At 71.3% G+C, this 24,493-nt stretch carries 22 protein-coding genes and 2 tRNA genes; 11 read left to right on the top strand and 13 right to left on the bottom strand.

Translation table 11 applies throughout. The features are described 5' to 3' along the window. Positions 1-159: 159 nt before the first annotated feature. The gene (locus tag AB0I06_RS30460) at positions 160-918 is read left to right on the top strand and encodes an IclR family transcriptional regulator C-terminal domain-containing protein (RefSeq protein ID WP_363122058.1); all 759 of its coding nucleotides are present in this window, start codon (positions 160-162) and stop codon (positions 916-918) included. A 96-nt stretch (positions 919-1,014) separates the two neighbouring features. Continuing rightward, positions 1,015-1,088 (top strand) — tRNA-Lys (locus AB0I06_RS30455). A gap of 60 nt (positions 1,089-1,148) precedes the next feature. Here AB0I06_RS30455 and AB0I06_RS30450 read toward each other — a convergent pair. The 4 genes from AB0I06_RS30450 to AB0I06_RS30435 form a co-directional block, all read right to left on the bottom strand. Continuing rightward, positions 1,149-1,613: a DUF3592 domain-containing protein gene (locus tag AB0I06_RS30450; RefSeq protein ID WP_363122057.1), complete on the bottom strand. Its 465-nt coding sequence runs from the start codon at positions 1,611-1,613 to the stop codon at positions 1,149-1,151. A gap of 98 nt (positions 1,614-1,711) precedes the next feature. Continuing rightward, positions 1,712-2,317 carry a lytic polysaccharide monooxygenase gene (locus AB0I06_RS30445; protein WP_363122055.1) on the bottom strand — a complete coding sequence of 202 codons (606 nt, stop codon included), beginning with the start codon at positions 2,315-2,317 and terminating at the stop codon, positions 1,712-1,714. A 101-nt stretch (positions 2,318-2,418) separates the two neighbouring features. Next, positions 2,419-3,540, bottom strand: a complete 1,122-nt coding sequence (locus AB0I06_RS30440) for an SPFH domain-containing protein (protein ID WP_363122054.1) — start codon at positions 3,538-3,540, stop codon at positions 2,419-2,421. Between the two features lie 115 nt (positions 3,541-3,655). Then, complete coding sequence (locus AB0I06_RS30435; RefSeq protein WP_363122053.1) at positions 3,656-4,969, bottom strand: peptidoglycan-binding protein; 1,314 nt, start codon at positions 4,967-4,969, stop codon at positions 3,656-3,658. Positions 4,970-5,169: 200 nt separating this feature from the next. Between AB0I06_RS30435 and AB0I06_RS30430 the strand changes: the two genes are divergently transcribed. The 4 genes from AB0I06_RS30430 to AB0I06_RS30415 all read left to right on the top strand — a co-directional run bounded on the left by AB0I06_RS30430 (position 5,170) and on the right by AB0I06_RS30415 (position 10,335). Further along, positions 5,170-5,243: transfer RNA gene (locus AB0I06_RS30430), tRNA-Lys, on the top strand. A gap of 116 nt (positions 5,244-5,359) precedes the next feature. After that, positions 5,360-6,079: a FadR/GntR family transcriptional regulator gene (locus AB0I06_RS30425; protein WP_363122052.1), complete on the top strand. Its 720-nt coding sequence runs from the start codon at positions 5,360-5,362 to the stop codon at positions 6,077-6,079. A gap of 318 nt (positions 6,080-6,397) precedes the next feature. After that, positions 6,398-8,398, top strand: a complete 2,001-nt coding sequence (locus AB0I06_RS30420) for a glycosyltransferase family 2 protein (RefSeq protein WP_363122051.1) — start codon at positions 6,398-6,400, stop codon at positions 8,396-8,398. Then, positions 8,395-10,335 carry a kelch motif-containing protein gene (locus tag AB0I06_RS30415; protein WP_363122050.1) on the top strand — a complete coding sequence of 647 codons (1,941 nt, stop codon included), beginning with the start codon at positions 8,395-8,397 and terminating at the stop codon, positions 10,333-10,335. The genes AB0I06_RS30420 and AB0I06_RS30415 overlap by 4 nt, the downstream gene beginning before the upstream one ends. Before the next feature lie 60 nt (positions 10,336-10,395). Here AB0I06_RS30415 and AB0I06_RS30410 read toward each other — a convergent pair whose 3' ends face one another. The 6 genes from AB0I06_RS30410 to AB0I06_RS30385 all read right to left on the bottom strand — a co-directional run bounded on the left by AB0I06_RS30410 (position 10,396) and on the right by AB0I06_RS30385 (position 16,597). After that, the gene (locus AB0I06_RS30410) at positions 10,396-11,427 is read right to left on the bottom strand and encodes a glycoside hydrolase family 6 protein (RefSeq protein WP_363122049.1); all 1,032 of its coding nucleotides are present in this window, start codon (positions 11,425-11,427) and stop codon (positions 10,396-10,398) included. A gap of 220 nt (positions 11,428-11,647) precedes the next feature. Then, positions 11,648-12,277 (bottom strand): class F sortase, encoded by a 630-nt coding sequence (locus AB0I06_RS30405; protein ID WP_363122084.1) that lies wholly within the window; start codon positions 12,275-12,277, stop codon positions 11,648-11,650. Between the two features lie 80 nt (positions 12,278-12,357). Further along, positions 12,358-13,182, bottom strand: coding sequence for a hypothetical protein (locus tag AB0I06_RS30400; protein WP_363122048.1), 825 nt, complete (start codon positions 13,180-13,182; stop codon positions 12,358-12,360). Positions 13,183-13,305: 123 nt separating this feature from the next. Beyond that, positions 13,306-14,085, bottom strand: a complete 780-nt coding sequence (locus tag AB0I06_RS30395) for an HAD-IIA family hydrolase (RefSeq protein ID WP_363122047.1) — start codon at positions 14,083-14,085, stop codon at positions 13,306-13,308. Positions 14,086-14,192: 107 nt separating this feature from the next. After that, entirely contained in the window at positions 14,193-15,011 is an 819-nt protein-coding gene (locus AB0I06_RS30390) for an LPXTG cell wall anchor domain-containing protein (protein ID WP_363122046.1), read from the bottom strand. A gap of 458 nt (positions 15,012-15,469) precedes the next feature. Continuing rightward, positions 15,470-16,597, bottom strand: a complete 1,128-nt coding sequence (locus tag AB0I06_RS30385) for an ROK family transcriptional regulator (protein WP_363122083.1) — start codon at positions 16,595-16,597, stop codon at positions 15,470-15,472. Positions 16,598-16,692: 95 nt separating this feature from the next. Between AB0I06_RS30385 and AB0I06_RS30380 the strand changes: the two genes are divergently transcribed. The 3 genes from AB0I06_RS30380 (at position 16,693) to AB0I06_RS30370 (ending at position 19,258) form a co-directional block, all read left to right on the top strand. Continuing rightward, entirely contained in the window at positions 16,693-17,784 is a 1,092-nt protein-coding gene (locus AB0I06_RS30380) for a Gfo/Idh/MocA family oxidoreductase (protein WP_363122045.1), read from the top strand. Then, entirely contained in the window at positions 17,781-18,302 is a 522-nt protein-coding gene (locus AB0I06_RS30375) for a heme-degrading domain-containing protein (RefSeq protein WP_363122044.1), read from the top strand. Before AB0I06_RS30380 ends, AB0I06_RS30375 begins: the two co-directional genes overlap by 4 nt. 89 nt (positions 18,303-18,391) lie before the next feature. Beyond that, the gene (locus AB0I06_RS30370) at positions 18,392-19,258 is read left to right on the top strand and encodes an LLM class F420-dependent oxidoreductase (RefSeq protein ID WP_363122043.1); all 867 of its coding nucleotides are present in this window, start codon (positions 18,392-18,394) and stop codon (positions 19,256-19,258) included. A 227-nt stretch (positions 19,259-19,485) separates the two neighbouring features. Here AB0I06_RS30370 and AB0I06_RS30365 read toward each other — a convergent pair whose 3' ends face one another. The 3 genes from AB0I06_RS30365 to AB0I06_RS30355 form a co-directional block, all read right to left on the bottom strand. Beyond that, a complete protein-coding gene (locus AB0I06_RS30365; protein ID WP_363122042.1) occupies positions 19,486-20,343 on the bottom strand; it encodes a fumarylacetoacetate hydrolase family protein in 858 nt (285 codons plus the stop codon). A gap of 143 nt (positions 20,344-20,486) precedes the next feature. After that, positions 20,487-21,197 carry a YidC/Oxa1 family membrane protein insertase gene (locus AB0I06_RS30360; RefSeq protein WP_363122041.1) on the bottom strand — a complete coding sequence of 237 codons (711 nt, stop codon included), beginning with the start codon at positions 21,195-21,197 and terminating at the stop codon, positions 20,487-20,489. An 87-nt stretch (positions 21,198-21,284) separates the two neighbouring features. Then, the gene (locus AB0I06_RS30355; protein WP_363122040.1) at positions 21,285-21,596 is read right to left on the bottom strand and encodes a DUF6412 domain-containing protein; all 312 of its coding nucleotides are present in this window, start codon (positions 21,594-21,596) and stop codon (positions 21,285-21,287) included. Between the two features lie 251 nt (positions 21,597-21,847). Here AB0I06_RS30355 and AB0I06_RS30350 point away from each other — a divergent pair, with 251 nt between their 5' ends. Together AB0I06_RS30350 and AB0I06_RS30345 are read left to right on the top strand one after the other, a co-directional pair. Beyond that, positions 21,848-23,323: a beta-1,6-galactanase gene (locus tag AB0I06_RS30350; protein ID WP_363122039.1), complete on the top strand. Its 1,476-nt coding sequence runs from the start codon at positions 21,848-21,850 to the stop codon at positions 23,321-23,323. A 149-nt stretch (positions 23,324-23,472) separates the two neighbouring features. Next, entirely contained in the window at positions 23,473-24,489 is a 1,017-nt protein-coding gene (locus AB0I06_RS30345; RefSeq protein WP_363122038.1) for an SEC-C domain-containing protein, read from the top strand. Positions 24,490-24,493: the final 4 nt, after the last annotated feature.

Here is a 24,493-nt window from a genome sequence, read left to right as displayed (position 1 = left end):
CTGGGGCATGTTTCTGGCGTATGCCAGAGTGTCATTGCCCCAGCCCGGGGCCCCGCGAATCTTGTCAACCCCCGCTCCGCGCAAGCCCATTGCCGGTTAACCTGGAACAGGTTCACTGACCGGATTACGGCCCTACAGCAAGCGCAGGGGGAGACCACCGTGGCGCTGAAGCACGAGCCGACCACCCCGTACCACTCGACCCAGGAGGCCCTGCGCGTCCTGGAGACGGTGGCGCGCGGTTCCAGCGGTGTCACCGACACCGAGATCGCCCGGCACACCGGCATCACCCCGGAGCGGTTGACCGCGCTCCTGCGGATGCTGCGCCGCGAGGGCTATGTCGAGCAGATCGCCGACGGCGCGTACGTCACGGGCGAGACCCTGATCCGCCTGGGCTCCGCCCACCACCGCGAGCAGGCCCTGCGCGAGCGGCTCCAGCGCGCGCTCGACCGGCTGCGCGACGCGGTCGGCGCCGCCGTCTACATGAGCCGTTACGTCGACGGCGAGATCAGCATCACCCAGTACGCCGACAGCCCGGCCACGCCCAAGGTCAACGAGTGGGTGGACTTCCGCTCCTCGGCCCACGCCACCGCCATCGGCAAGAGCCTGCTCACCCAGCTCGACCACGCCGGACGCCGCGACCACCTCGCCCGGCACAAGATGGCCCGTCTCACCTCTCGCACCATCACCAGCGACCGGCTCCTGCTCTCCCGCCTGGCGGCCCAGCCACCGACCGTTCCCGTCCTGGACCTCCAGGAGTACGCGATCGGCACGGTCTGCGCGGCCGTCCCGATCACGGCCGGTTCCTCCGTCGGCTGCCTGGCCCTTTCCCTGCCGGTCGAGCACGCCCACCGTCTGCGCCAGGCCGCCGACGCCCTCAACCGCCAGGCGGCACCGGTCCTGCTCTCCATGGCGATCTGACCCTCGCCCGGGTGGTCCGGAGCACCCCTCGGCATTGGGTAGTATTTTCTCCGTCGCCCGCCGCGGAACACTGTTCCAGCGGCAGGCGGGAGTCATGCGCCGCTAGCTCAGTTGGTTAGAGCAGCTGACTCTTAATCAGCGGGTCCGGGGTTCGAGTCCCTGGCGGCGCACAGATGAGGGGCCTCTCGTGGGAGCGAGGGGCCCCTCGGTGTGTCCGGGATTCCCGGTGTTCAGAATCCGGCGACATCCGAGGCCATCGACGACATCTCGGTGTACACCACCATGAAGCCGACGCAGAACACGACGATCACACCGAGGAACGCCAGGACGCCGAACGTGGCCGCCGCGTGCTTGGTCCGGCTCGGCGCGTGGGCCGTGGCCCGGACCTGGGGGCCGTCGGTGTAGTAGACGGTGACGAGGTCGCCCTCGAGGATCGTCCCCGGCCCGTTCTCCTCCTCGAACCGGATCACACGGCCGTCGTGCGCGGAGAACTCGTAGACATGGTGCAGCGTGGTGCTGACAGAGGTGTCGCCCCCGCCGTGGGTGGTCGTGTACGTCCGCAGGCAGCGCGCCTGAGCCGTCAGACCGCTGTCCCAGGCGCTGCGGATCTGGAGCCAGCGACGCAGCACGCAGTACGCCATGACGAGTACGCCGGCCATGATCAGGCCGGGTATGCCGTAGAACAACACGTCCATCGCGGATCCCCCGAAGTCGATGCGCAGGACCCGAGTGGCCGGCGTGGGGGGAACCTACCCACGCCGGCCGCCCCGGTGACTCAAGGGAACCTCAAGGTTCAGAAGGTCACGTCCGAGCAGGCATAGAACGCGTTGGCCGTGTCGGCGATCGTCCACACGGCCACGATGACGTGATGGCCGCTGAGCCCCGACGGCAGTCTGCCGCTGTGGGAGAGCGTGGACGGCGGGCGCTGCCCGTTGTACGGCACCGTGAAGAACGGTGTCAGGTTGAGGTCGGACCGGGCCAGGTTGTGGTTCTGATTCCAGCCCGGCTTGGTGATGTAGTACTTGAAGTCGGTCGTGGCGTGCATGGCCGTGAACTGCCAGCGGAACGTGTAGCTCTGACCGCCCGACACGCGGGTGGTCGGCCAGGCGGCGCCGGACGGGGTTCGTGGTGCGCTGAGCTGGCTGAAGTGGCCGAGGCCGGCGTTGCATATCTGCCCGTCGGCAGGGCCGGAGCCGGGGAAGCCCTTCGGGCCCTCGACGCTCTGCGGCTCCCACTGGATCGAGCCGCAGCCCGTCACGGTGCCGTTCTGGCAGAGCTTCTGCCGGCTGATGGGGAGGTCGGTGTAGCCGTGGCCGCTGGCGCCGCCGGAGGAGAGCACGAGGGCTCCGGTCGTGGCCAGTCCCACCGCGGCCGCGGACAACTTGGTCCTTGTACGCATGCTGCCGCTCCTGGAGAACGTGGGGGAAGTTCGGTGAGCCGTGCGTGTAGGTCTAGACCAAGTTCGAGATTATGGGCGTTAGTTGAACATGTCCATACCAATCACGGGGTCGTTTCTCCGCGCCCGGCGCAGAACGCCACCGTCAGGTCCTTCACCAGCGCCTTCCGCTCGTAGTCGTCGAGTTCGACCAGGCCCCGCACGGTCAGCCGGGTCACGGTGTCCTCCACCGAGTCCACGACCGAGGTCAGCACGCTCGCCCGGTGCTGGGCGTCCAGCGCGGCGATCCGGCGGCGGTGCATCGCGGCGGCCACCTCCGGGGCGTACTCCACGCGCACCGGCTGCACGGAGAACACCTCCAGACCCACCGGTGCCGCGTCCGCCGCCACCAGCCGGGTCAGCGCCTCGCCCGCCGTGTCCCCGGCCCCCATAGCCCCGCCCGGCATCTCCACCGGCACCCGCGCCAGAGCCGCCTCGACGCACTCGCGCAGATACGTCTCGTGGTCGTCCACGCCCAGCGTGGCCCGGGCGGTGTCCCGCACCCGCCACACCACCAGGACCACCACCCGCAGCGCGACCCCGCTCCCGTCGGACGCCGGCACGGGCTCGCTGCGCCAGTGCCGCAGCCGTACGTCCACCCGGCGGCGCAACAGCAGCGGGTTGACCCACAGCAGGCCCGAGCGCCGCACGGTCCCCCGGTAGCGGCCGAAGAGGCCCAGCACCCAGGCGCCCCCGGTGCGGCCCCGGGCCAGCCCGCCGAGCCCGAACAGCCCGAGCGCCCCGGCCCCGGCGTAGGCCGCCCACTGCGCGGGACCGAGTCCGGCCCCGGCGTACGCGGGCAGCCGCAGCGCCTCCAGGGCGAGCGGCGGCAGCACACCGGCCCACCAGGAGGTGGCCACGCCCCCGGCCGCACCGCAGGCCCCGGCCAGTACGCCCGCCGCGCCGGGCAGCACCCGCGCGGGCCGCTCCACCAGTTCGGGATCGACCTGCGGCACCGGGCGCTTCGGGGCGGGAGCCGGGCGCCGCAGGCGCGGCTGCTCCCCCGTGCCCTGCCTGCGGGCGACGACCGCCGGTTTCAGCGGGACCGGCGCCGGATGGGGGTCGTCACGGAACAGCAGGTGGACGGGGATCTCGGTGGTGGACTCGTTCTGGATGAGCCGGGCCGGCCGTGCCGGGCCGTCGGCCGGCCCGTCGGGCTCGGACGTGTGGGACGTGGTCGTACTCATGCGTGCCTCCAGCCTCCGCGCCAGATGCGTCACAACGGTGGTTCCCGGGGCGGCCCCAGGAGGGGCGACCGGGATGCGGGGCCCGCCCGAAGGGGGCCGAGGGGGCCCGGAGGCCCTACGAGAAGAGGCGCCGCCAGGTCTCCGGGCCCGGGTGGCCGTCCGCCGCGCCGCCCCGCCAGCCCTGGGTGCGCTGGAAGGCCTCGACGGCACGCCGGTCCGCCTCGCCCCAGCGCGGTCCCGGCCCGACCCGGTAGAACCTGCCGAACCCCTTGCGGACGAGCTGCCGGCCCAGCTGGGTGACGTAGGTGTTGTGCGCGCCGGGGCGGAACATCGCCCGCCCCGGATAGCCGGGCACGCCGTGCGGGGCGGGCGGCGGACCGACCGCCCCGCCCTTCACGTCCTTGCCCTTGCCGGTGACCAGCAGTTCCCAGGTGTGCGGGCCGGGCAGCCCGTCGGCCTCCGCACCGGTCCAGCCCTGCGCGAGCTGGAACGCCCGGGTCGCCCGCCGGTCGGCGTCGGTCCAGCGTGGGCTCGGGCCCGAGGCGTAGGAGCCGCCGGCCCCGCGCGCGACGAGGAGGCGGCCGAGCTGTGTGACGTACTTGTTGTTCGCGCCGGGGCCGAAATACGCCGCTCCGGGGTACGGCGTGGCGGCCGGGGCGCCCGGCCGGCCGCCGTCCTTCCCGGGGACCGGCTCCTCGGGGGTGACGCCCTTGTAGCGGTAGGGGACGTACCGGTCGGAGTTGTTCCAGTAGGCGTACGGGGTCGCCTGCCGGCGGGTGTGCGGACGGGTCTGTTCATAGGCGGTGTAGGTGGTGTGGGAGGCGTCCGTCCAGCCGCCGAAGATGGTGACGTGCGAGCCCTGCTCCGGGTCGGCCGCATTGTGGAACAGCAGAATGTCGCCCGGCTGGAGTTCCTCCTTGGAAATCTTCTCCCCGTACTGGGCGAGGCTGCCCGTCCATTCGTTTCCGGGCAGCTTCCAGGCCATCGAGACATAACCGGAGCAGTCCTGGCGGTAACCGTCGGACCAGTAGGCGGTCATGCTGTACGGCACCTTCGCGGCGACCCAGGTCCTGGCGCGGTCGATGATCTCCGCGCGCGTGATGGAGGTCGGCTTCGGGGCGATGGGGGGCTTGGCCGGACGGCCGCCGGGGCCGTGCAGCGGTGCCATGTCCCCCTGGGGGGTGTCGGGCTCGTCACCAGCGGGAACGCCCGGCCGGTGAGGAGCGTGCGGAGCGGCTGCGGCGGGCACGGCATGGCTCGCGCCGAGGGCGGCGGAGGCCACGGCGGCCAGGGCGAGGGCCCGGTGTGCGGCCGGATGGGCACTGGTCCGCCCGGCCCAGGAATGCGGCAGGACGCGACGCCAGTGGACGCAGCCGGGGCAGTCGCAATCGCTCGCGGGGTCGATTTCCTCGAATACCGGAGACTCCATGCGATTCCCCTCACACTTCCGGCGGAAATTGCGGCGCCCGTGCACCTCGGGGCGCGCGTCGTCAGTTTCGCAACTGTCTTCCGCACCCGCATGCTGACGGTCCGAATGATGTACGCGGGCGCCTGTCCGGGTCCCCGCCCGGGGCCGGGCGGGTGGTCCGGAGCACCTGCGGACGTCCTGTAGAGTTACGACGTCAGCAGGCGCCGCTAGCTCAGTTGGTTAGAGCAGCTGACTCTTAATCAGCGGGTCCGGGGTTCGAGTCCCTGGCGGCGCACCGACCGGAAGGCCCCTCGCGGAAGCGGGGGGCCTTCCGCATGCCCCGTGGTCGGGCGCCGTCCCGGAATCTCCTTTCGCGGCTCCCCTCCGGGCTTGGCCGGATACCCTCTCGCCATGGCAGCGCGAGACCTACAGGAGCGGATCAAGAAGCTCATCATCGACCGCCGGCTGGCCTCCGGGGCCCCGCTGCCGACCGAGCCCGAGCTGATGGAGTACCTCGGCGCGAGCCGGAACTCGGTACGGGAGGCCCTGAAGGCGCTCCAGGCGATGGGCATCGTGGAGATCCGGCACGGCTTCGGCACCTACGTCGGTCCGATGTCCCTGGCCCCGATGATCGAGGGTCTCGCCTTCCGCACGGTCGCCGGGCACTACCGGGGCGAGGACTCCCTGCTCCAGCTGCTGGAGCTGAGGGAGGCGGTGGAGACCGGGCTCGTGTCGCGGCTCGCCGGCCGGATGCCCGAGGCGGACCTCGTTGAACTGGACGCGCTCGTGGACCGTATGGAAGAGCAGGCCGCGCGGGGAGCCGGCCTCGCCGAGACCGACCGGGCCTTTCACGCCACCCTCTACCGGGGGCTGGACAACGTGCTGCTGTGCGAGGTCCTGGAGGCGTTCTGGGACGCCTTCCACCGGGTGCGCACGGATCTCGGGGGCGAGCCGCAGGACCCGAAGGTCACCTGCCGGCAGCACCGGGAGATCCTCGACGCGGTGCGGTCCGGCGACTCGATGCGGGCGGAGGAGGCCATAAGGGAACACTTCGGCAACATCCGCGCCCGCCTGTCCACCACGGCCCCACAGGGCCTCCCACACGCCACAATGAACGCGTTTGACCGGTAAATACCGCTTTCGCATCTTGCGATCATGATGGACGCCGTAGAACCCTGGCTTTCTGCTTTGACAAGATGCTGCGGGTTCGCGGCAGTTGGGGGGATTTAGGACCGGTTGCGGGCTGCGCGGGGGTAGGGGCCCCCGTTCATGAACCGATGCCGTGGGGGGCATCATGCAACCGGAAGGTCGCGTTGCCGTGTCTATAAGGTGTGGATGACGTGGTGACCGCGATCCACCACTGACACGTCCGTGAAGGTCGAGGGGGACCTGGAGCGGACGGTACGAAGCTACGAAACACGCGGCTGTCCGCGTGTGGGGGGATGACTCATGACGTCGAGGCCCACGGGTGCCCGGCAGGAAAACGACCCGTCCCAGACCACCCAGCTCAGGGTGCCGTCGCACCGGATGAGCACCACGGGGACGTTCCGGCGGATCAAGAAGACGCTGCCGAGATACGACTACGAGCACTACAGCCGGCTCGCGGGTCCCCTCACCCAGCCGGATCCGAGCAAGCCGTACAAGGTGCAGTACCGCTCCCTCATCTCGCAGGAGCCGCACCGCATCCGGGTGGCCCTGATGCTGGCCGCGGCCCCGGTGCTGTCCCTGGTGCTGCTGTTCTGGCTGCTCCAGCCCGAGCACTGGACCGAGCGCGACTACCCGGCCTTCGACTGGCTGCCCGCGCTCGACATGGTGATGCTCGTCTCGATCGGCCTGATCGAGTTCTTCCGCTGCATGAACGTGCTGTCCAACGCGCACGCCACGCTGGTGGCCCGCGACCCGATCCCGGTGGTGCCCGAGACCGGCACCCGAGTGGCCTTCCTCACCTCCTTCGTGCCCGGCAAGGAGCCGCTGGAGATGGTGACGAAGACCCTGGAGGCGGCCGTCAGGATCCGCCACCGGGGTCTGATGCACGTGTGGCTGCTCGACGAGGGCGACGACCCCGAGGTGAAGGCCGTCTGCGAGCGCCTCGGCGTGCACCACTTCTCCCGCAAGGGCGTCGCGAAGTGGAACCAGGCCAAGGGCCCGCACCGCGCCAAGACCAAGCACGGCAACTACAACGCCTGGCTTGAAGCGCACGGCGACAACTACGACTTCTTCGCCTCGGTCGACACCGACCACGTGCCGCTGCCCAACTACCTGGAGCGGATGCTCGGCTTCTTCCGCGACCCGGACGTCGGCTTCGTCATCGGCCCGCAGGTCTACGGCAACTACGACAACCCGATCACCAAGGCCGCCGAGTCGCAGCAGTTCCTCTTCCACGCGCTGATCCAGCGCGCCGGCAACCGCTACGGCTCCCCCATGTTCGTCGGCACGTCCAACGCCGTGCGCATCAAGGCGCTGAAGCAGATCGGCGGTCTGTACGACTCGATCACCGAGGACATGGCGACCGGCTTCGAGATGCACCGCCACAAGAACCCGGCCACGGGCCGCAAGTGGCGCTCGGTGTACACCCCGGACGTGCTCGCGGTCGGTGAGGGCCCGAGCGCCTGGACGGACTTCTTCACCCAGCAGATGCGCTGGTCGCGAGGGACGTACGAGACGATCATCGGGCAGTACTGGAAGGGCTGGTACTCGCTGCCGCCGAGCAAGCTCTTCAACTACACGATGATGATCATCTTCTATCCGATGTCGGCCCTCAACTGGATCCTGGCGGCGCTGAGCTGCTGCCTGTTCCTGGGCCTCGGCGCCTCGGGTGTGAACATCGACCCGGCCGTGTGGCTGATGCTCTACGGCAACGCCTCCGCCCTTCAGATCGGCCTGTACGTCTGGAACCGCCGGCACAACGTCTCGCCGCACGAGCCGGAGGGCTCCGGCGGTGTGGCCGGCATGGTGATGTCCGCGCTGTCGGCGCCGCTGTACGCCAAGGCGCTCGTCGACTCCGTGCTGCGGCGCAAGAGCAAGTTCGTGGTCACGCCCAAGGGCGACTCGGCCAGCCCGGACCGCTGGTTCGGCACGTTCCGCTACCACTGGTACTTCGTCGCGATCTTCGGTGGGTCGATCACGGCCGGCTTCGTCTTCGGCCACTCCCACCCCGCGATGATCATCTGGGCGACGTTCGCGCTGCTGATCACCGCCTCGCCGGTGTTCGCCTGGCGCTGGCAGCTGCGGCAGGACGCGAAGAAGCCCTCCGGTCCTGCCGCGGGACAGCCGCAGGACCCCGCGGGGACGCCCCGTACCCAGCCGCTGCCCATCCCGCAGCAGCCGTCGGGCCACACCCCGCAGCAGAAGCCCACGTGGGCCGCGACCCCGGGCGCACACGGGGAGGTCGGGGGATCCGACCAGACCATGCAGATCGCCCTTGGTGGACTTGGGGGACGTAAGGAATGAACGACCGTGCAGGCCGCCGCCGGGCCCGTCGACTCGCGATCGGCACGGCGGTGGTACTCGCGCTGGCCGGGATGAACGGGCCGTGGCTCTACCGCTTCAGCACCGAGAAATACCACCAGTACACAATCAACAAACCGGAGTACAAGGCCGCCAACGGCAAGTGGGAGATAGTCGACTTCCCCGAGGAGTACCGGCAGAACACCATCCACGCGGCGCTGCTGCGCACCGGCAAGGTGCTGCTCGTCGCGGGGTCGGGCAACAACCAGGACAACTTCGACGCGAAGAAGTTCGACACCCGGATCTGGGATCCGGTCAAGGGCACCGTCAAGAAGGTCCCCACGCCGGCCGACCTGTTCTGCACCGGCCACACCCAGCTCGCCAACGGCAACCTGCTGATCGCCGGCGGCACCAAGCGCTACGAGAAGCTCCAGGGTGACGTCACCAAGGCCGGTGGCCTGATGATCGTCCACAACGAGAACCCGGACGCGCCGATCACCCTGCCCGCGGGCACCACGTTCACCGGCAAGAAGAACGGCAAGACCTTCGTCTCCAAGGACCCGGTGCTCGTCCCGCGCGCCAAGAAGGTCTTCGACAAGGCGACCGGCAGGTTCCTGCGCAACGACCCCGGTCTCGGCCGGATCTACGTCGAGGCGCAGAAGCGGGGCAAGAAGTTCGAGACGGGCACGCAGGACAACTACCGCGTGCACGGTCTGAAGGGCGCCGAGGCCAAGAACACCTACGGCATCGCGCAGAAACTCGCCCTGGACAAGAAGGACTTCCAGGGCATCCGGGACGCCTTCGAGTTCGACCCGGTCGCCGAGAAGTACATCAAGGTCGACCCGATGAAGGAGGCCCGCTGGTACCCGACGCTCACCACCCTGAGCGACGGGAAGATCCTCAGCGTCTCCGGCCTGGACGACATCGGTCAGCTGGTCCCGGGCAAGAACGAGGTCTTCGACCCGAAGACCAGGAAGTGGGCCTACACCGGCAAGGTCCGGCAGTTCCCGACGTACCCGGCGCTGTTCCTCATGCAGAACGGCAAGGTCTTCTACTCGGGTTCCAACGCGGGCTACGGACCGGACAACGTGGGCCGTGAGCCGGGCGTGTGGGACGTCGACACCAACAAGTTCTCGAAGATCCCGGGCCTGAGCGACCCCACGCTGATGGAGACCTCCGGCACGGTGCTGCTGCCTCCGGCGCAGGACGAGAAGTACATGGTGGTCGGGGGCGGCGGCGTCGGCGAGTCGGAGCGGTCCAGCGAGAAGACGCGGATCGTCGACCTGAAGAAGCCCAACCCGCGCTTCGTGGACGGCCCGTCCCTGGACAAGGGCACGCGCTACCCGAACGCCTCGATCCTGCCCGACGACAGCGTGCTGATCTCGGGCGGTTCGCAGGACTACCGGGGCCGCGGCGACTCCAACATCTTCGAGGCGCGGCTCTACGACACCGAGAAGAACGAACTCAGGCGTGTCGCCGACCCGCTGGTGGGCCGCAACTACCACTCCGGGTCGATCCTGCTGCCCGACGGCCGGGTGATGTTCTTCGGCTCCGACTCGCTCTACGCCGACGCCGCCAACACCAAGCCGGGCGAGTTCGAGCAGCGCATCGAGATCTACACGCCGCCGTACCTGTACGGCGACGCGGACCGGCCCTCGCTGGCGGGCGGTCCGCAGACCATCGAGCGCGGCGGGACGGGCACGTTCACCTCGTCGGACGCGGCGAAGGTCAAGAAGGTCCGGCTGATCCGGCCGAGCGCCGCCACGCACGTCACCGATGTCGACCAGCGGTCGATCGCTCTGGACTTCAAGGCCTCCGGTGACAAGCTCACGGTGACCGTGCCGGAGAACCGGAACCTGGTCCAGGCGGGCTGGTACATGATGTTCGTGACGGACGCCGACGGCACGCCGAGCAAGGCGCAGTGGGTCAAGGTGCCCTGAGTACCGGACGAAAAGGGGCGCCCTCCCGCCGGGAGGGCGCCCCTTTTCATGCCGGTGCCGTCAGCCGGTGGCCTTCGCCAGCTTCAGCGCGTAGTCCGCCCACCACTGGCCCGCCTTGGGGCCGCCCTTGCACTCGCCGTCCGACTCGCCCGGCCGCTTCACCCACAGGTACGCGTCGACCAGCGGGTCGGCCGTCTGGGTCGTCGGGGTCTCACCGAGGGAGCGGCCCGGCGGGTTGCACCAGCGCTCGTCGGGACTGCCCGCGGTGTAGGGGCCCTTGCCGTTGCGGCTGGTGTCGATGACGAAGTGCTTGCCGCCGACCTTGGCGGAGAGCTGCTTGCCGTAGGCGATGGAGTCCTCGGTGGAGTAGAAGTTGGAGACGTTGACCGAGAAGCCGTCGGCCTGTGCGATGCCGGCCCGGGTGAGGGGCTCGAAGATCTGGTCGGGGTTCTGCCAGCCGGCGTTGCCCGCGTCCAGATAGACCTTGGTGTTCTTCAGGGACTTCAGCTTGGTGACGGCGCCCTTGAGGAGGTCGTAGCGCTCCTCGTGGAACTGCTCGGGGGTGCAGCCGTCGACGAGGTGCAGCAGGGCGTCCGGTTCCAGGATGACCATGGCGGACCGGTCGCCGATGCCCGCCGCGACGCCGTCGAGCCACTCCCGGTAGGCGTTGCCGTCGGCGGCGCCGCCCTGCGAGTACTGGCCGCAGTCGCGGTGCGGGATGTTGTAGAGGACGAGCAGGGCCGTACGGCCGGCCTTGTCGGCGGCCTCGGTGAAGCCCCGGGTCTGCCCTTCCGGATCGTCCGGGCCGACCCATTCGGCGACCGGCTGCTCGGCGATCTTGCGGATCTGCTCGGCGTCCCGCTTCTTGCCGGACTTCTCCAGGGCGACGACCTGCCGGGCCGCGGTCCCGTCCGGATTGACCCAGAAGGGGGCCTTGTCCTTGGGCTGTTGGGTGATCCCCGCGTCGGCACCCTTGTCCGATCCGTCTCCCCCGTCGGAGGAGGAACACCCCGTGATCAGCAGTGCCGCCCCCAGCACCACCGCGGACATCCGCCTCCCGGCGAACGCCCCGACCCCCCTGCTGCCGTACATGCAACTCCCCCTTGGTGCAGCGTTCCAAGTCTCAATCCTGACATACGCCCCTCGGCGCTCACGGGGCGAACCCCACCTGCGCGGATGACGCAGCGCCACCGTATCGGGACTTGGCGTCATCCCACCTCTGGGCCGGGGTGGCCCTTTGGTTCTGGTGTCTTCTCAGCACGTGCCCGGCCTTGGACCAGAGATTCACCCACCGTGACTCACGCGTCGGACCTCACAGGCCGGTCCCCGTCAGATACGCCGAGACGACCACGTTCGCCGTGTAGCTGCGGGTCGTACGGTCGAAGCTGCCGCCGCAGGTGACCAGGCGCAGCTCGGCCCGGCCCGACTCGCGGGGGCCGTAGGCCTGGTGGGCGTCGAAGCGGTCCCGGGTGAGCACCTGGACGGACTCGACGGTGAACTCGGCGACCTTGGTGTCGGCCCGGATCACCCGGATCGTCTGGCCCGGCCGCATGGCGCTGACCTTGTAGAAGACGGCGGGCCGGGTGTCGGTGTCGACGTGCCCGACCATGAGCGCGGTGCCGGGCGCCCCGGGTGCGACCCCGTCGGCGTACCAGCCGACCACGCCCGGCTGGTCGTACGGCGGCGGATCGAGCGCCCCGCGTTCGTCGAGGCCGCGTGCGATCACGGGGGCCTGGACGCCGAGCCCGGGGATGTCGACGCGCTGCGGCAGCGCGTCGCCCAGCGGGCGGTGCTCGGGCGGCAGCTTGATGTCCGGGGGGCGTCCGGCCGCCGCCATGTCACCCGTGGTGGGGGCGGAGATGCCGTGCCGCATCTCGGTGACCTCACGGCCCCACAGCCACAGCCCGAGCAGCAGCACCACCCAGGCCAGGCCGGTCAGCATCCGGCCGGTGCCCGGGAAACGCCCGTGCCCGCGCCCGCCGCTCACGTCGTGTTCCAGCCCCTGGTCCTGATGCCACATGGTCATTCCGATCCACGACGACGGCGGACGGCGCGCAGCGCGACGACCACCGCGGCCACGCCCGCGAGCATCAGTCCGGTCACCCCTTGCGCCGTACCGGGGCCGGTCCCGCGGTCCTCGGCGGCGAGGGAATCGGCGGCACCGCCACCGCCCGCCTGGACGGGGGCGACGGGTGAGGCCGGTGCGCCGGGCCGGCGGGAGGGGGTGTCCTCCTCATCGACGCCGGGGGCGGACGGCTGCCCGCCCTTGCCGGGAGCGGGCGGCTGCCCGGCGGCCCCGGTGACGGCCTCGGGGGTATCGAGCGCCGTCCTGGGGGCATCGGACGCCGCGTCCGGGGCTTCCGGCCCGTCATGGGAGCCATCGGGTGCGTCCTCGGCGCCTTCCGGCCCGTCCTCGGCGCCTCCCGGTCCGCCTTCGGGGGCTTCAAGCCCGTCCTCGGGGGCTTCCGGCCCGGCTTCGGGTGCTTCACGCACCGCCTGGGAGCGAGGCTGTCCGCCGTCCCTGACGGTGAGGGTGCCGGTGCGCCGCGTGTCGCCGCAGGTGACCCGCACGGCGTACTTGCCCGCCGGGAGCGTGGAACGGACACGGCTCTCGCCGGTGAGCTCATGTGCGCCGGTGACGGTCAGCCGCGCGTCCGCGACGAGCGCGGGGGAGGCGGCCACGGCCGTTCTCTGCGCGCAGCCCGTCACCCGGAGGGTGACGTCACTGCCGGGGGCGGGAGCCGCCGGGGTCACCGACACGCTCCCTCCGTCCGCCGCGTACGCCGCCGGGGCGAGGGCGACGACCGCCAGGACGCTCGTACAGACAGTGACTCTCAGGCAACCCATCGTGAACCTCCAGACGCCTGGAAGCCTCCCCCGCGCGGTGGGCCGCCGCATCCTCAGGGACGCGGCGGCTGCTCCGTACGGGTGACGACGGGTTTGAGCGCGCCCGTGCGGCGCCGCCCGAGCTCAGATCCGCTCGACGAGGTCCGCGATCGAGTCCACGACCTGGGAGGGCCGGTAGGGGAAGTCCTCGACCTGCTCGGGCCGGGTCAGGCCGGTGAGCACCAGGAACGTCCGCATCCCGGCCTCGATGCCGGCCAGGACGTCGGTGTCCATCCGGTCGCCGATCATCGCGCTGGTCTCGGAGTGCGCCCCGATGGCGTTCAGACCGGTCCGCATCATCAGCGGGTTCGGCTTCCCCGCGAAGTACGGCTTCCTGCCGGTCGCCTGGGTGATCAGCGCGGCCACGGCGCCGGTCGCGGGCAGCGGGCCCTCGGTGGAGGGGCCGGTCTCGTCGGGGTTGGTGGCGATGAACCGCGCGCCGCCGAGGATCAGCCGGACCGCCTTCGTCATGGCCTCGAAGGAGTACGTGCGGGTCTCGCCGAGGACCACGTAGTCCGGCTCGTGGTCGGTCAGGATGTAGCCGATGTCGTGCAGCGCGGTGGTCAGCCCGGCCTCGCCGATGACGTACGCCGAGCCGCCCGGCCGCTGGTCGTCCAGGAACTGGGCGGTGGCCAGGGCCGAGGTCCAGATGGACTCGATCGGCACCTCCAGGCCCATGCGGCGCAGCCGGGCGTGCAGGTCGCGCGGGGTGTACATCGAGTTGTTGGTGAGGACCAGGAAGGGCCGGCCGGACTCGCGCAGCTTCTTCAGGAAGGCGTCGGCGCCGGGGATCGGTACGCCCTCGTGGATGAGCACACCGTCCATGTCGGTGAGCCACGACTCGATGGGCTTGCGGTCTGCCATGTGCGGGTCTCCTGCCGTACGCGGTCCAGCGTGCGGTCCAGCCTAAACAGTGGCGGGATCTTGCGGAACGGCCCGTGTGCGGCGTCCCGACTGGCGGGACGGCCTGCTCAGCGGCGGCGGCGTACGACGAGCAGCGCCCCGCCCCCGGCGAGCAGCAGGGCCGCGGCGGCCGCGGCGACCTGGGTGCCGGTTCCCGTGCGGGCCAGTTCCTCGGCGAAGGGGAACCGGTCCTCGCGGGGCGGCACGGAGGCGTCGGAGTCGGGGCGGGGCTCGGTGCCGGTGTCCGGATCCGTGCCGGTGTCCGGGTCCGTGCTTGTGTCCGGGTCGCTGCCGGTGTCGGTGTCGGTACGCCCGCCGCCGTCGATGCCGAACCGGTAGTCGTTGGACTGGCCGACCCAGTCGCCGTCGTCGTCGTGCCGCTGCACCACGGCGGCGTTGGCCGTGACGTGGTTGGGCACGGCGTCCGAGGTGAGCGTGAGCCGCACCTTCACGGTGACGGTCCTGCCCGGTCCGACGGTGAACCCGGCGAAACGGTCGTCCTCGTCGGCGAACGCCCCGACGAGTTCGTCCTCGCCGGTCTTCTCGAACCGTACGGGGTGGGCCCGCTCCCCCTCGAAGAACTCCAGGCGCGACTGGGACGGTTCCAGGGCCCGCTTGTCGTCGACGAGCACGACGACGGGGTGGATCCCGGTGCAGGTGCGGTCGGTGGTGTTGGTCAGGTCGACGTACCAGGTGCCGAACCCGCCCCCGGCCGTGTAGGTGTCCGGGCCGCCGTGGATGCGGGTGCTGAGCGGGAAGGTGTGGTCGTCGGGCGCGGCACAGGCGGGTGCCGGGGCCTCGGCGTGCGCCGGATGAACCCCGGGGAGCAGGACGGCGGCCGCAGCTGCCGCCGCCAGGCAGAGGTGAGCGGGCGTGCAGAGTCGCATGATGATGTGACATTCCGACCACCGGAGACCGTGAGACGCCCCGGCCGCGAACCGGCCCCGAACGGCGGCGCGGATCCGCCCGGTCGGCGGACACCGGGACCTGGCCAGGAGCGGCTGGCCCACCATCCCGGCCAGGATCTTCCCCACCGGGACGGTCGCGACCGCCGGGGTTCGGGGGCTGGGGCAGCGCCGGCTGCCCCACACGACCGCCGGGGGCTCGGGGGCAGGGGGCACGACCGGCTGCCCCACTCGACCGTGCGGCGCCACAATCGGCCCCGAGCCCGACACCGGCACCAGCACCAGCACCAGCACCAGCACCAGCGGACACCGCTCCCCCGCCAGAGTGCGGGAGCTGCCGGACCACCACCCAGCCAGCGGTCTTCCCCACCAGGACGATCGCGACCGCCGAAGGGCCGGAGTCAGGGGCAACACCGGCCGCCCACCCCACCACCCGCGCCTCAACCGGCTCCGAGCCCGAACACCGGCCCCAGCACCAGGTGAGCCGCCCCCACCGCCACGGCCCCGGCGCCCCCCGGTGCGACGCGTACCGGAACCGCGTCCTGGCCGGTTCGTCGCGCGTGCGCTTCCAGTACCGCTCCGACCCCGGCCGTGAAGGCCTCCGGAGCCGCGGCCACCGTGCGTCCGCCCAGCAGGACGACGTCTATGTCGAGCAGAGCGGCGAGGTTCGCCGCCCCGGCGCCCAGCACCCGCGCGGCCTCCTCCAGGTCGCCGCGTGCCACCGCGCCGAGGCACAGGGCTTCGACGCAGCCCCGGTTCCCGCAGGTGCACGGCGGCCCGTCGAGCTGGATCACCTGGTGGCCGAACTCCCCCGCCCCGGTCCTGGCACCGCGGTGCACGGTGCCGCCGATCACCAGTCCGGCCCCAAGACCCGTACCCAGGTGCAGGTAGGCGAAGGAGCCGCCCTCGCCCCCGGCGGCCAGGCCCAGGGCCGCCGCGTTGGTGTCCTTGTCGACCACGACCGGCACCCCGAGCCGCTGCGCCAGGGCATCGCGCAGCGGGAAGCCGTCCCACTCGGGGAACCCGGTCACCCGTTGCAGCACACCCCGGGCGTGGTCGAGCGGCCCGGGCAGTGCGACGCCAGCCCCCAGCAGGGCGCCGCCGAGTCCGGCGACCGATTCCCGCACGGCCCCCGCGACCGCGGCCAGCACGTCCTGCGCCCCCGCTCCCAGATCCAGCGCGGCCCGCCGCTCCCCCACCACGCCGCCGCGCAGATCCACGAGCACGGCCCGCACCTCGTCCCGGTCCAGATGCACCCCGACCGCGTGTCCGGCCTCCGGCACCAGCCGCAGCACGGTGCGCGGCTTGCCCCCCGTCGACGCCCGGCGGCCGGCCTCCGCCGCGAGGCCCTCCTCCCGCAGCCGGCCCGTGATCTTGCTGACGGCCTGCGGGGTGAGCCCCGTCCGCTCGGCGAGTTCCAGGCGGCTGATGCCCTCGTCCCCAGCGGTCCGCAACAGGTCCAGCACCAGCGCGGTGTTGTGGCTGCGCAGAGCGAGCAGATTGACCCCGCCGCCCCCGCCCCCGACCCCTGCCCTGCCTGCTGCCCCGGCGCTTCCCGCCCCGCGCATGCCGCCCACTCCGCCCGTACGGTCGTCCGCCCTGTTCACGTCCCCATTGTCCCCGGCGCTTGCACTTTGGCAACAGCGTTGCGAAAGTGGGTGGCATGACTGGCACACCCCTCGGCACAGCCCCCGGCTCGCCCCTCCGCGTCGGCCTCGTCGGCTACGGCCTCGCCGGCTCCGTCTTCCACGCCCCGCTGATCGCCGCCACACAGGGCCTGGCCCTCGACACGGTGGTCACATCGAACCCGGAACGGCAGCGGCAGGCCCGGGCCGAGTTCCCGGACGTCCGCCTCGCCGCCACGCCCGACGAACTGTTCGACCGGGCCGACGAGCTGGACCTCATCGTCGTGGCGTCCCCCAACAAGACGCATGTGCCGCTCGCGACGACCGCGCTCAAGGCCGGCCTGCCGGTCGTGGTCGACAAGCCCGTCGCGGGCACCGCGGCCGAGGCCCGCGAGCTCGCCGCCCTGGCCGAGGAGCGCGAGCTGCTCCTCTCCGTCTTCCAGAACCGCCGCTGGGACAACGACTTCCTCACCCTGCGCAAGCTGCTGGACGAGGGCGAGTTGGGCGACGTGTGGCGCTTTGAATCCCGCTTCGAGCGCTGGCGCCCGAAGCCCAAGGGCGGCTGGCGGGAGTCCGGAGACCCCGCAGAGATCGGAGGTCTGCTCTACGACCTCGGCAGCCATGTCGTCGACCAGGCCCTGGTCCTCTTCGGTCCGGTGGCCTCCGTCTACGCGGAGACGGACATCCGCCGCCCGGGCGCCGAGACGGACGACGACACCTTCATCGCGCTCACCCACACCAACGGTGTCCGCTCCCACCTCCACGTCTCCGCGACGACCGCCCAACTCGGCCCCCGTTTCCGGGTTCTGGGCTCCACCGCCGGCTACGTCAAGTACGGCCTCGACCCGCAGGAGGCGGCGCTCCGGGACGGACTGCGCCCCGGCCCGGACTGGGGCGTGGAACCCGAGTCGCTGTGGGGCCGCGTCGGCTCCGGCGAGTCCCCGGTGACCGGCGGCGGACGCGCCGAACCGACCCTCCCGGGCGACTACCCCGCCTACTATGCGGCCGTGGCGAAGGCCCTGCTGGAGGGCGCCCCCAACCCGGTGACCGCACGGGAGGCCGCCGCCGCCCTGGACGTACTGGAGGCCGCCCGGCGTTCGGCCCGCGAGAAGGTGACGGTGACGCTGTGACCCACAAGAGCAACCCCTCCCACAGCCAGGGGCTCACCCCGAAGTTCCACCCCGAGCTCACCCCGAGCCTGGAGGAGCTGGAGAAGCAGGAACGCCTCCTGGTGTTCCGCCGGTTCACCCACGACGACGCCTGGGCGCTCGGCTCGCTCCTGGTCGAACTGGCCCGGGAGCGGCAGGCCCCGGTCGCCATCGACATCCACCGCTCCGGCCAGCAGCTCTTCCACGCCGCGCTGCCCGGCTCCAGCCCGGACAACGACGCCTGGATCGCCCGCAAGCGCCGGGTGGTCGAGCGCTACGGCTCCGCCTCCTACCTGGTCGGCGCCCGTTTCCGAGCCAAGGGCAGCACCTTCGAGGAGTCCTCCCGCCTCGACCCCGACACCTACGCGGCCCACGGCGGCTCCTTCCCGATCACGGTCGAGGGCGTGGGCGTGATCGGCGCGGTGACGGTGTCCGGGCTGCCGCAACTCCAGGACCACCGGCTCGTGGTGGAGGCACTGGAGCGGTTCCTGAATCAGTAGGCCACGCCGGAATCATCACCGGTCGCCTCCGGTTGGCACCTGCGTACGCGCGATCGAGCACGGCGCCCCGACCGGAGGGAAACCCACCGATGACCACCCCCCTGAAAGAGTCCGTCGGCCGGTACGGCATCTGGAGCGTGGGCCTGCGCTCGGAGGACCCGGACCGGCGCGGCGAACTCGCCGAGGCCGCAGCCGAACTGGAGGAACTCGGCTACGGCGCCGTCTGGCTGGGCGGCAACAGCTCCGCCGCCAACGCCGCCCCGCTGATCGAGGCGACCTCGAAGCTCACCGTCGGCACCAGCATCCAGAGCATCTGGCAGCACGAGCCGGACGCCGCCGCCTCGGCCTTCGCGGAGCTGGAGTCGGCCCGCCCCGGGCGGTTCCTGCTGGGCCTCGGGGTGAGCCACGCCAAGCGGGTGGAGCAGTACGCCCGCCCGTACTCGGCCCTGGTCGAGCACCTGGACGGGCTGGACGCCGCGGGAGTGCCGCAGGAGCGCCGTCTCCTGGCCGCCCTGGGCCCGAAGTCGCTCCGGCTGGCCCGGGACCGGGCGGCGGGCTCGATCCCGTACCTGGTCACCCCGGAGCACACGGCGCACGCCCGCGAGATCCTGGGCGATGCCCCGCTGCTGGCCCCGGAGCTGGGCGTCATCCCGGAGACGGACCCGGACCGCGCCCGCGCCCTGGCCCGGGAGTTCCTGGAGATCTACCTGCCCCTGCCGAACTACACCAACAACTTCCTCCGGCACGGCTTCACCGAGGACGACCTCGCGGACGGTGGCAGCGACCGTCTGGTCGACGCCCTGTTCGCCTGGGGCGACGACACGGCGATCCGCACGAAGATCGACGCGTTCTTCGAGGCGGGCGCGGACCATCTCGCCCTCCAGGTCCTGGACGGCGAACCGCGCGACGGCCTGCCGAGGAAGGCCTGGCGCAACCTCGCCCCCGTACTGACCTGACCTCGACCGCCCCCCAGGGGCGCGGGGAACTGCGCGACCAACCACAAACCACCCCCAGCCAACCGGTCACCACGGCCCCCCGCCCCTCAGAAGGGCGTGACGCAACCTCGCCCCCGTACTGACCTGACCGCGACCGCCCCCCAGGGGCGCGGGGAACTGCGCGACCAGCCACAAACGACCCGCAGCCGGAAACAAACCGCATTTCCCCGCCCCACCCAGCGGAGCGCCTACGCGTTCTTGAACTCCTGCCGCTGCCGCCCCAGCCCCTCGATCTCCAGCTCCACGACGTCCCCGGCACGCAGGAACGGCTTCGGCTCGGGCGCCCCGAGCGCCACGCCCGCCGGCGTCCCCGTGTTGATCACATCGCCCGGGTACAGGGTCATGAACTGGCTGAGGTACCGCACGACCTCCCCGACCGGGAAGATCTGCTCGGCCGTCGTCCCGTCCTGTTTCAACTCCCCGTTGACCCACAGCTTCAGGGACAGGTCCTGCGGATCGCGCACCTCGTCGGCCGTCACCAACCACGGCCCCAGCGGATTGAACGTCTCGCAGTTCTTGCCCTTGTCCCAGGTCCCGCCCCGCTCGATCTGGAACTCCCGCTCCGACACGTCGTGCGCCACGGCGTACCCGGCGACATGCGCCAGTCCTTCCTCCGCGGACCCGAGATACCTGGCCGTACGCCCGATGACGACGGCCAGTTCGACCTCCCAGTCGGTCTTGAGGGACCGCCGCGGCACGAGGACCGTGTCGTACGGCCCGACCACGGTGTCCGGCGCCTTCATGAAGACGACCGGCTCGGCGGGCGGCTCCGCGCCGGTCTCGCGTGCGTGATCGTGGTAGTTCAGCCCGATGCAGACGATTTTGCCGATCCGCCCGAGCGGCGGCCCGACGCGCAGCCCGGTGGCGTCGCGTACGGGCAGCTCACCGGCGTCGGCGGCGGCCCGGACCCGGCCGAGGGCCTCCTCGTCGGCGAGCAGCGTGCCGTCGATGTCCGCGACGAGGCCCGACAGGTCCCGCAGGGTCCCGTCGGCGTCGAGCAGCGCGGGCCGCTCCGCCCCCGCCGTACCGACTCGCAGCAGCTTCATGATCAATCTCCCTCGATCGCGGGCGCCCGCCCGATGCGCGCGACCCGGATGCGGCGGGGGAGCCATCGGAGGACTGGTCGATCCTCCAAGCTGGGGGTCCACTCCGCAATACCCCGTTCACGTAGTGGACCCCGGCCGCCTGCTCACCGGTACAGCACAGCCCGCTCGACGGCGCTCCACGTCGTACTGGTCACCACGTACAGCGCGGCGGCCAACGGCACGACGGCCACGGTGACGAGCGTGAAGAACGACATGAACGGCATCACCTTGGTCACCGCCCCGAGCCCGGGCAGCTGCTCCCCGCCTGCGGCCTGGGCGACCGGGTTGGCGGCCATCATGCGCTTGCTGAGCCGGTAGCCGAGCGCCGCGACGCACCCGACGACCACGAACAGCCCGGCGTAGACGAGCCCCGCGCCGCTCAGGACACCGCCCTGGAGCGCGTCCACCCACCGCTCCCCCAGTGGCGCGGCGAACAGCCGGTGGCCGAGCAGGCCGTTGGCCTCGCCGCCGATCGTGTCGCTGGAGAACAGGTGGTAGAGCAGGAAGAACGCGGGCGCCTGGAGCAGCCCGGGCAGGCAGCCGGCCAGCGGCGACACCTTCTCCTCGGCGTGCAGCTCCAGCACGGCCTTCTGGAGCTTCTCGGGGTTCTTCCCGTGCTTCCTCCGCAGCTCGGCGATCTTCGGCTGGAGCGCGGTCCGGGCCTTCTGGCCGCGCGCGGCGGCACGGGAGAGGGGATGGACGAGAAGGCGTACGAGCGCGGTGAACAGGACGATCGACGCGGCGGCGGCCGAGGCGCCGAACAGCGGCTGGAGCAGGTCGGCAAGGTGCTCGACCAAGGTGGCGAAGACGGACATGGGTGAGCCCTCCGGGGGTCTCGTCGTGCCGGAACATGTCATGGCGGCAGGACGACCCGCGCGGGGTCAGCTCAGGAAGTCAGGCCCCTACGCGACGGTCGCCCGGAGGGCGTGACCGGGTGCCCGGGGACGGGTGCGGCCCCGGGCGTCCGGGTCGCGTTGGGGCAGGAAGGCCGTACGCCGGTCCCGGTCGCGGATGGCCGTGCGCACCCGGGTCCGCGGCACGGTGGGCGCGCAGCGCGAGGCGACGACGGCGCAGAGCGCGAGGGCGGCCGAGGCCGCGGTGGTCGCGGCGAGGGCGACGGTGGCGGAGAGGCTGCCCGTGTCGAGCAGCGCCACTTCGACGAGCAGGAAGAGCAGCGCGAGGGCGGGACGCAGCGTGGCCCAGCTCCGGGTCATCGGCAGCCCCTCCCCTCGTACGTGTGTATGCCTGCTGTCCGTTATACAGGACCGCCCTCCCGTCCGGGCCTCATACAAGACCGCCTCCCGCCCCGGGCCCGTCACTTCGTACACGGGTTTGAGAAAGGTTCGTCAGAACTCTCGACAACCCACCCGCCACACCCGATGCTTCTCGTCACCCGACAACGGGACACCCCTGCGACGCCGGGCCGGGGACCGGCGTGCGCCCTCATCTCCCTTACGGAGGAGCCGTGATCCGACGCAGAAGTCTGCTGGCCGCAGCAGGCGGAACGTTCCTCGGCAGCGCCCTGGCGACGGGCACCGCACGCGCGGACGCCACGATCGCCGTCAACCCGTCGACGACCTACGGCACCTGGGAGGGCTGGGGCACCTCCCTCGCCTGGTGGGCCAACGTCTTCGGCGCCCGGGACGACTTCGCCGACCTGTTCTTCACCACCAAGTCAGTGACGTACAACGGTCGTTCCCTGCCCGGTCTGGGCCTCAACATCGCCCGCTACAACCTCGGCGCGTGCAGCTGGAACAGCGTCGGCGGCGAGACGATGGTCAAGTCGCCCAACATCCCCGCCTTCAAGCAGATCGAGGGCTTCTGGCAGGACTGGAACAACGAGGACCCCACCTCCTCGGCGTGGAAGTGGACGGCGGACGCCAACCAGCGCGCGATGCTGGTGAAGGCGACACAGCGCGGCGCGATCACCGAACTGTTCGCCAACTCCCCGATGTGGTGGATGTGCGCCAACCACAACCCCTCGGGCGCCTCCGGCGGCGGCAACAACCTCCAGACCTGGAACTACCGCCAGCACGCCAGCCACTTGGCCGCGACAGCCCTGTACGCGAAGAACAACTGGGGCGTGAACTTCGCGACGGTCGACCCCTTCAACGAGCCGGCCTCCACCTGGTGGACCGCGACCGGCACCCAGGAGGGCTGCCACATGGACCCCGCGGTCCAGGCGGCCGTCCTGCCCTACATGCGCAGCGAACTGGACAAACGCGGCCTCACGGGCCTGCGCATCGCCGCCTCCGACGAGACGAACTACGACACGGCCCGCTCCACGTGGTCGTCGTTCAACTCCACGACCAAGGGCCTGGTCTCCCAGGTCAACGTGCACGGCTACCAGGGCTCGGGCGGCCGCCGCGACCTGCTCTACACGGACGTGGTGACCACGTCCCGCAAGAAGCTGTGGAACTCCGAGACGGGCGACAGCGACGGCACCGGCCTGACCATGGCCTCGAACCTCTGCCTCGACTTCCGCTGGCTGCACCCCACGGCCTGGTGCTACTGGCAGGTCATGGACCCGTCGACGGGCTGGGCGATGATCGCCTACGACGCGAACACCCTCCAGCCGACCACCGTCCAGACCAAGCACTACGTCATGGCCCAGTTCAGCCGCCACATCCGCCCGGGCATGACGATTCTGACCACGGGCGTGGACAACGCGGTGGCGGCGTACGACGCGACGGCCCGCCGCCTGGTGATCGTCGCGGTCAACACGGCGACCTCGGCCCAGACCCTCACCTTCGACCTGTCCCGCTTCTCGACGGTCACGGGCGGCTCGGGAGGCCTGGTCCCCCGCTGGAACACGGTCACCACGGGCGGCGGCGACCTCTACACGGCCCGCTCGGACATCCGCCTGTCCGGCAAGTCCGTGAGCGTCCCCTTCGCGGCGAAGTCGGTCCAGACGCTCCAGATCGACGGCGTGACCCTGTAGTCAAGGCCGCGGTCCGGCCGCGGTCCCGAGGCGGCGGTTCGGGACGAAACGTGAAGCCCGGGGTGGCGAGCGGGGGAAAGTCGGGAGGCCGAGTGGTCTGGCCTGCGCATCTCTCACGCTCGTCACCTCCCGGCAGTACGGTGTCCCCCATGCGCCCCGACACGCCTGCCGAAAACGTCGACCACACCGCCGAGGCGGCACGCCTGGAGCGGACCGCCGGCCTGTATCCCGAGGATGCCGAGGCCCTGCTGCTGCGGGCAGCGGCCCACCTGGAGCTCTCCGGCGACCGCCCCACCGCGACGAAGCTCTACGACCGCCTCCTCGCCTCCCCCGAGGCCCTGGACAACCCGCTCCTGGTACGGGCGCTCAAGGCCTCCAACCTCTGGGAGTACGGTCACGAGGCCGAGGCCCGCGCGATCATCGAGGGCGTCCGGGCGGCGTCCCCCAAGGACCCGGCCGCCTGGGTCATCGTGGCCGAGTCCCTGGAATCCCACGACGAACTGGAAGCGGCCCACGACACGTTCACAGAGGCCGTACGCCACCTCCTGACGGACGTCCCGGAACCCCCGCAGCCGACCCACCCCCTCCTCTTCGGCCGCCACCGGGTCCGCCGCATGCTGGGCCGCTCCCACGACGAGTGGGACGCCCTGGCGGACTCGGTGCACTCCCTGCCGATCTCCCTGGACGAGCTCCACGACCCCAAGCGCGTGTGGTCCCTGGGCTCGGAGAACCCCGCGGAACTGGAAGCGGAGATCCTGCGCCTGCGAGCGGAGGTCGGCGCGTACCGGGAGGCCCTGTCCCGGCCGTTCCCGGTGGCGATCCTGCACTGGCCGGCGGGCGAGTTCACGGAACTCCTGGAGGCGTACCCCGCCCTGTCGACGGAGTACCCGTCCCACGCCGAGCACCTGACCTCGATAGAGCAGTCGCTCCGCGAACTGTCCACCTCCGGCACCCCGAACCTGGGCATCGTCACGGGCACGGTCCCGTCCTACGAGGCCTTCGCGGCCTCGGAGAGCGCGTCCCCGAACGACCCGACGCTCCTGCCGCAGTACGCGACGACACTGGCGGCGAGGGGGCGGGCGGTGGCTTGGCCACCGCAGCGGGGGGCTGGGTGCTGGTGTGGGTCGGGGGAGGCGTATGGGGGGTGTCACGGGTCGGACGCGTAGGCAA

The sequence above is a fragment of the Streptomyces sp. NPDC050674 genome, from assembly GCF_040654575.1.
Lineage (GTDB): Bacteria > Actinomycetota > Actinomycetes > Streptomycetales > Streptomycetaceae > Streptomyces.
Note: the sequence above shows the minus strand (reverse complement) of the source record. Positions and strands in the feature narration are given on the sequence as shown.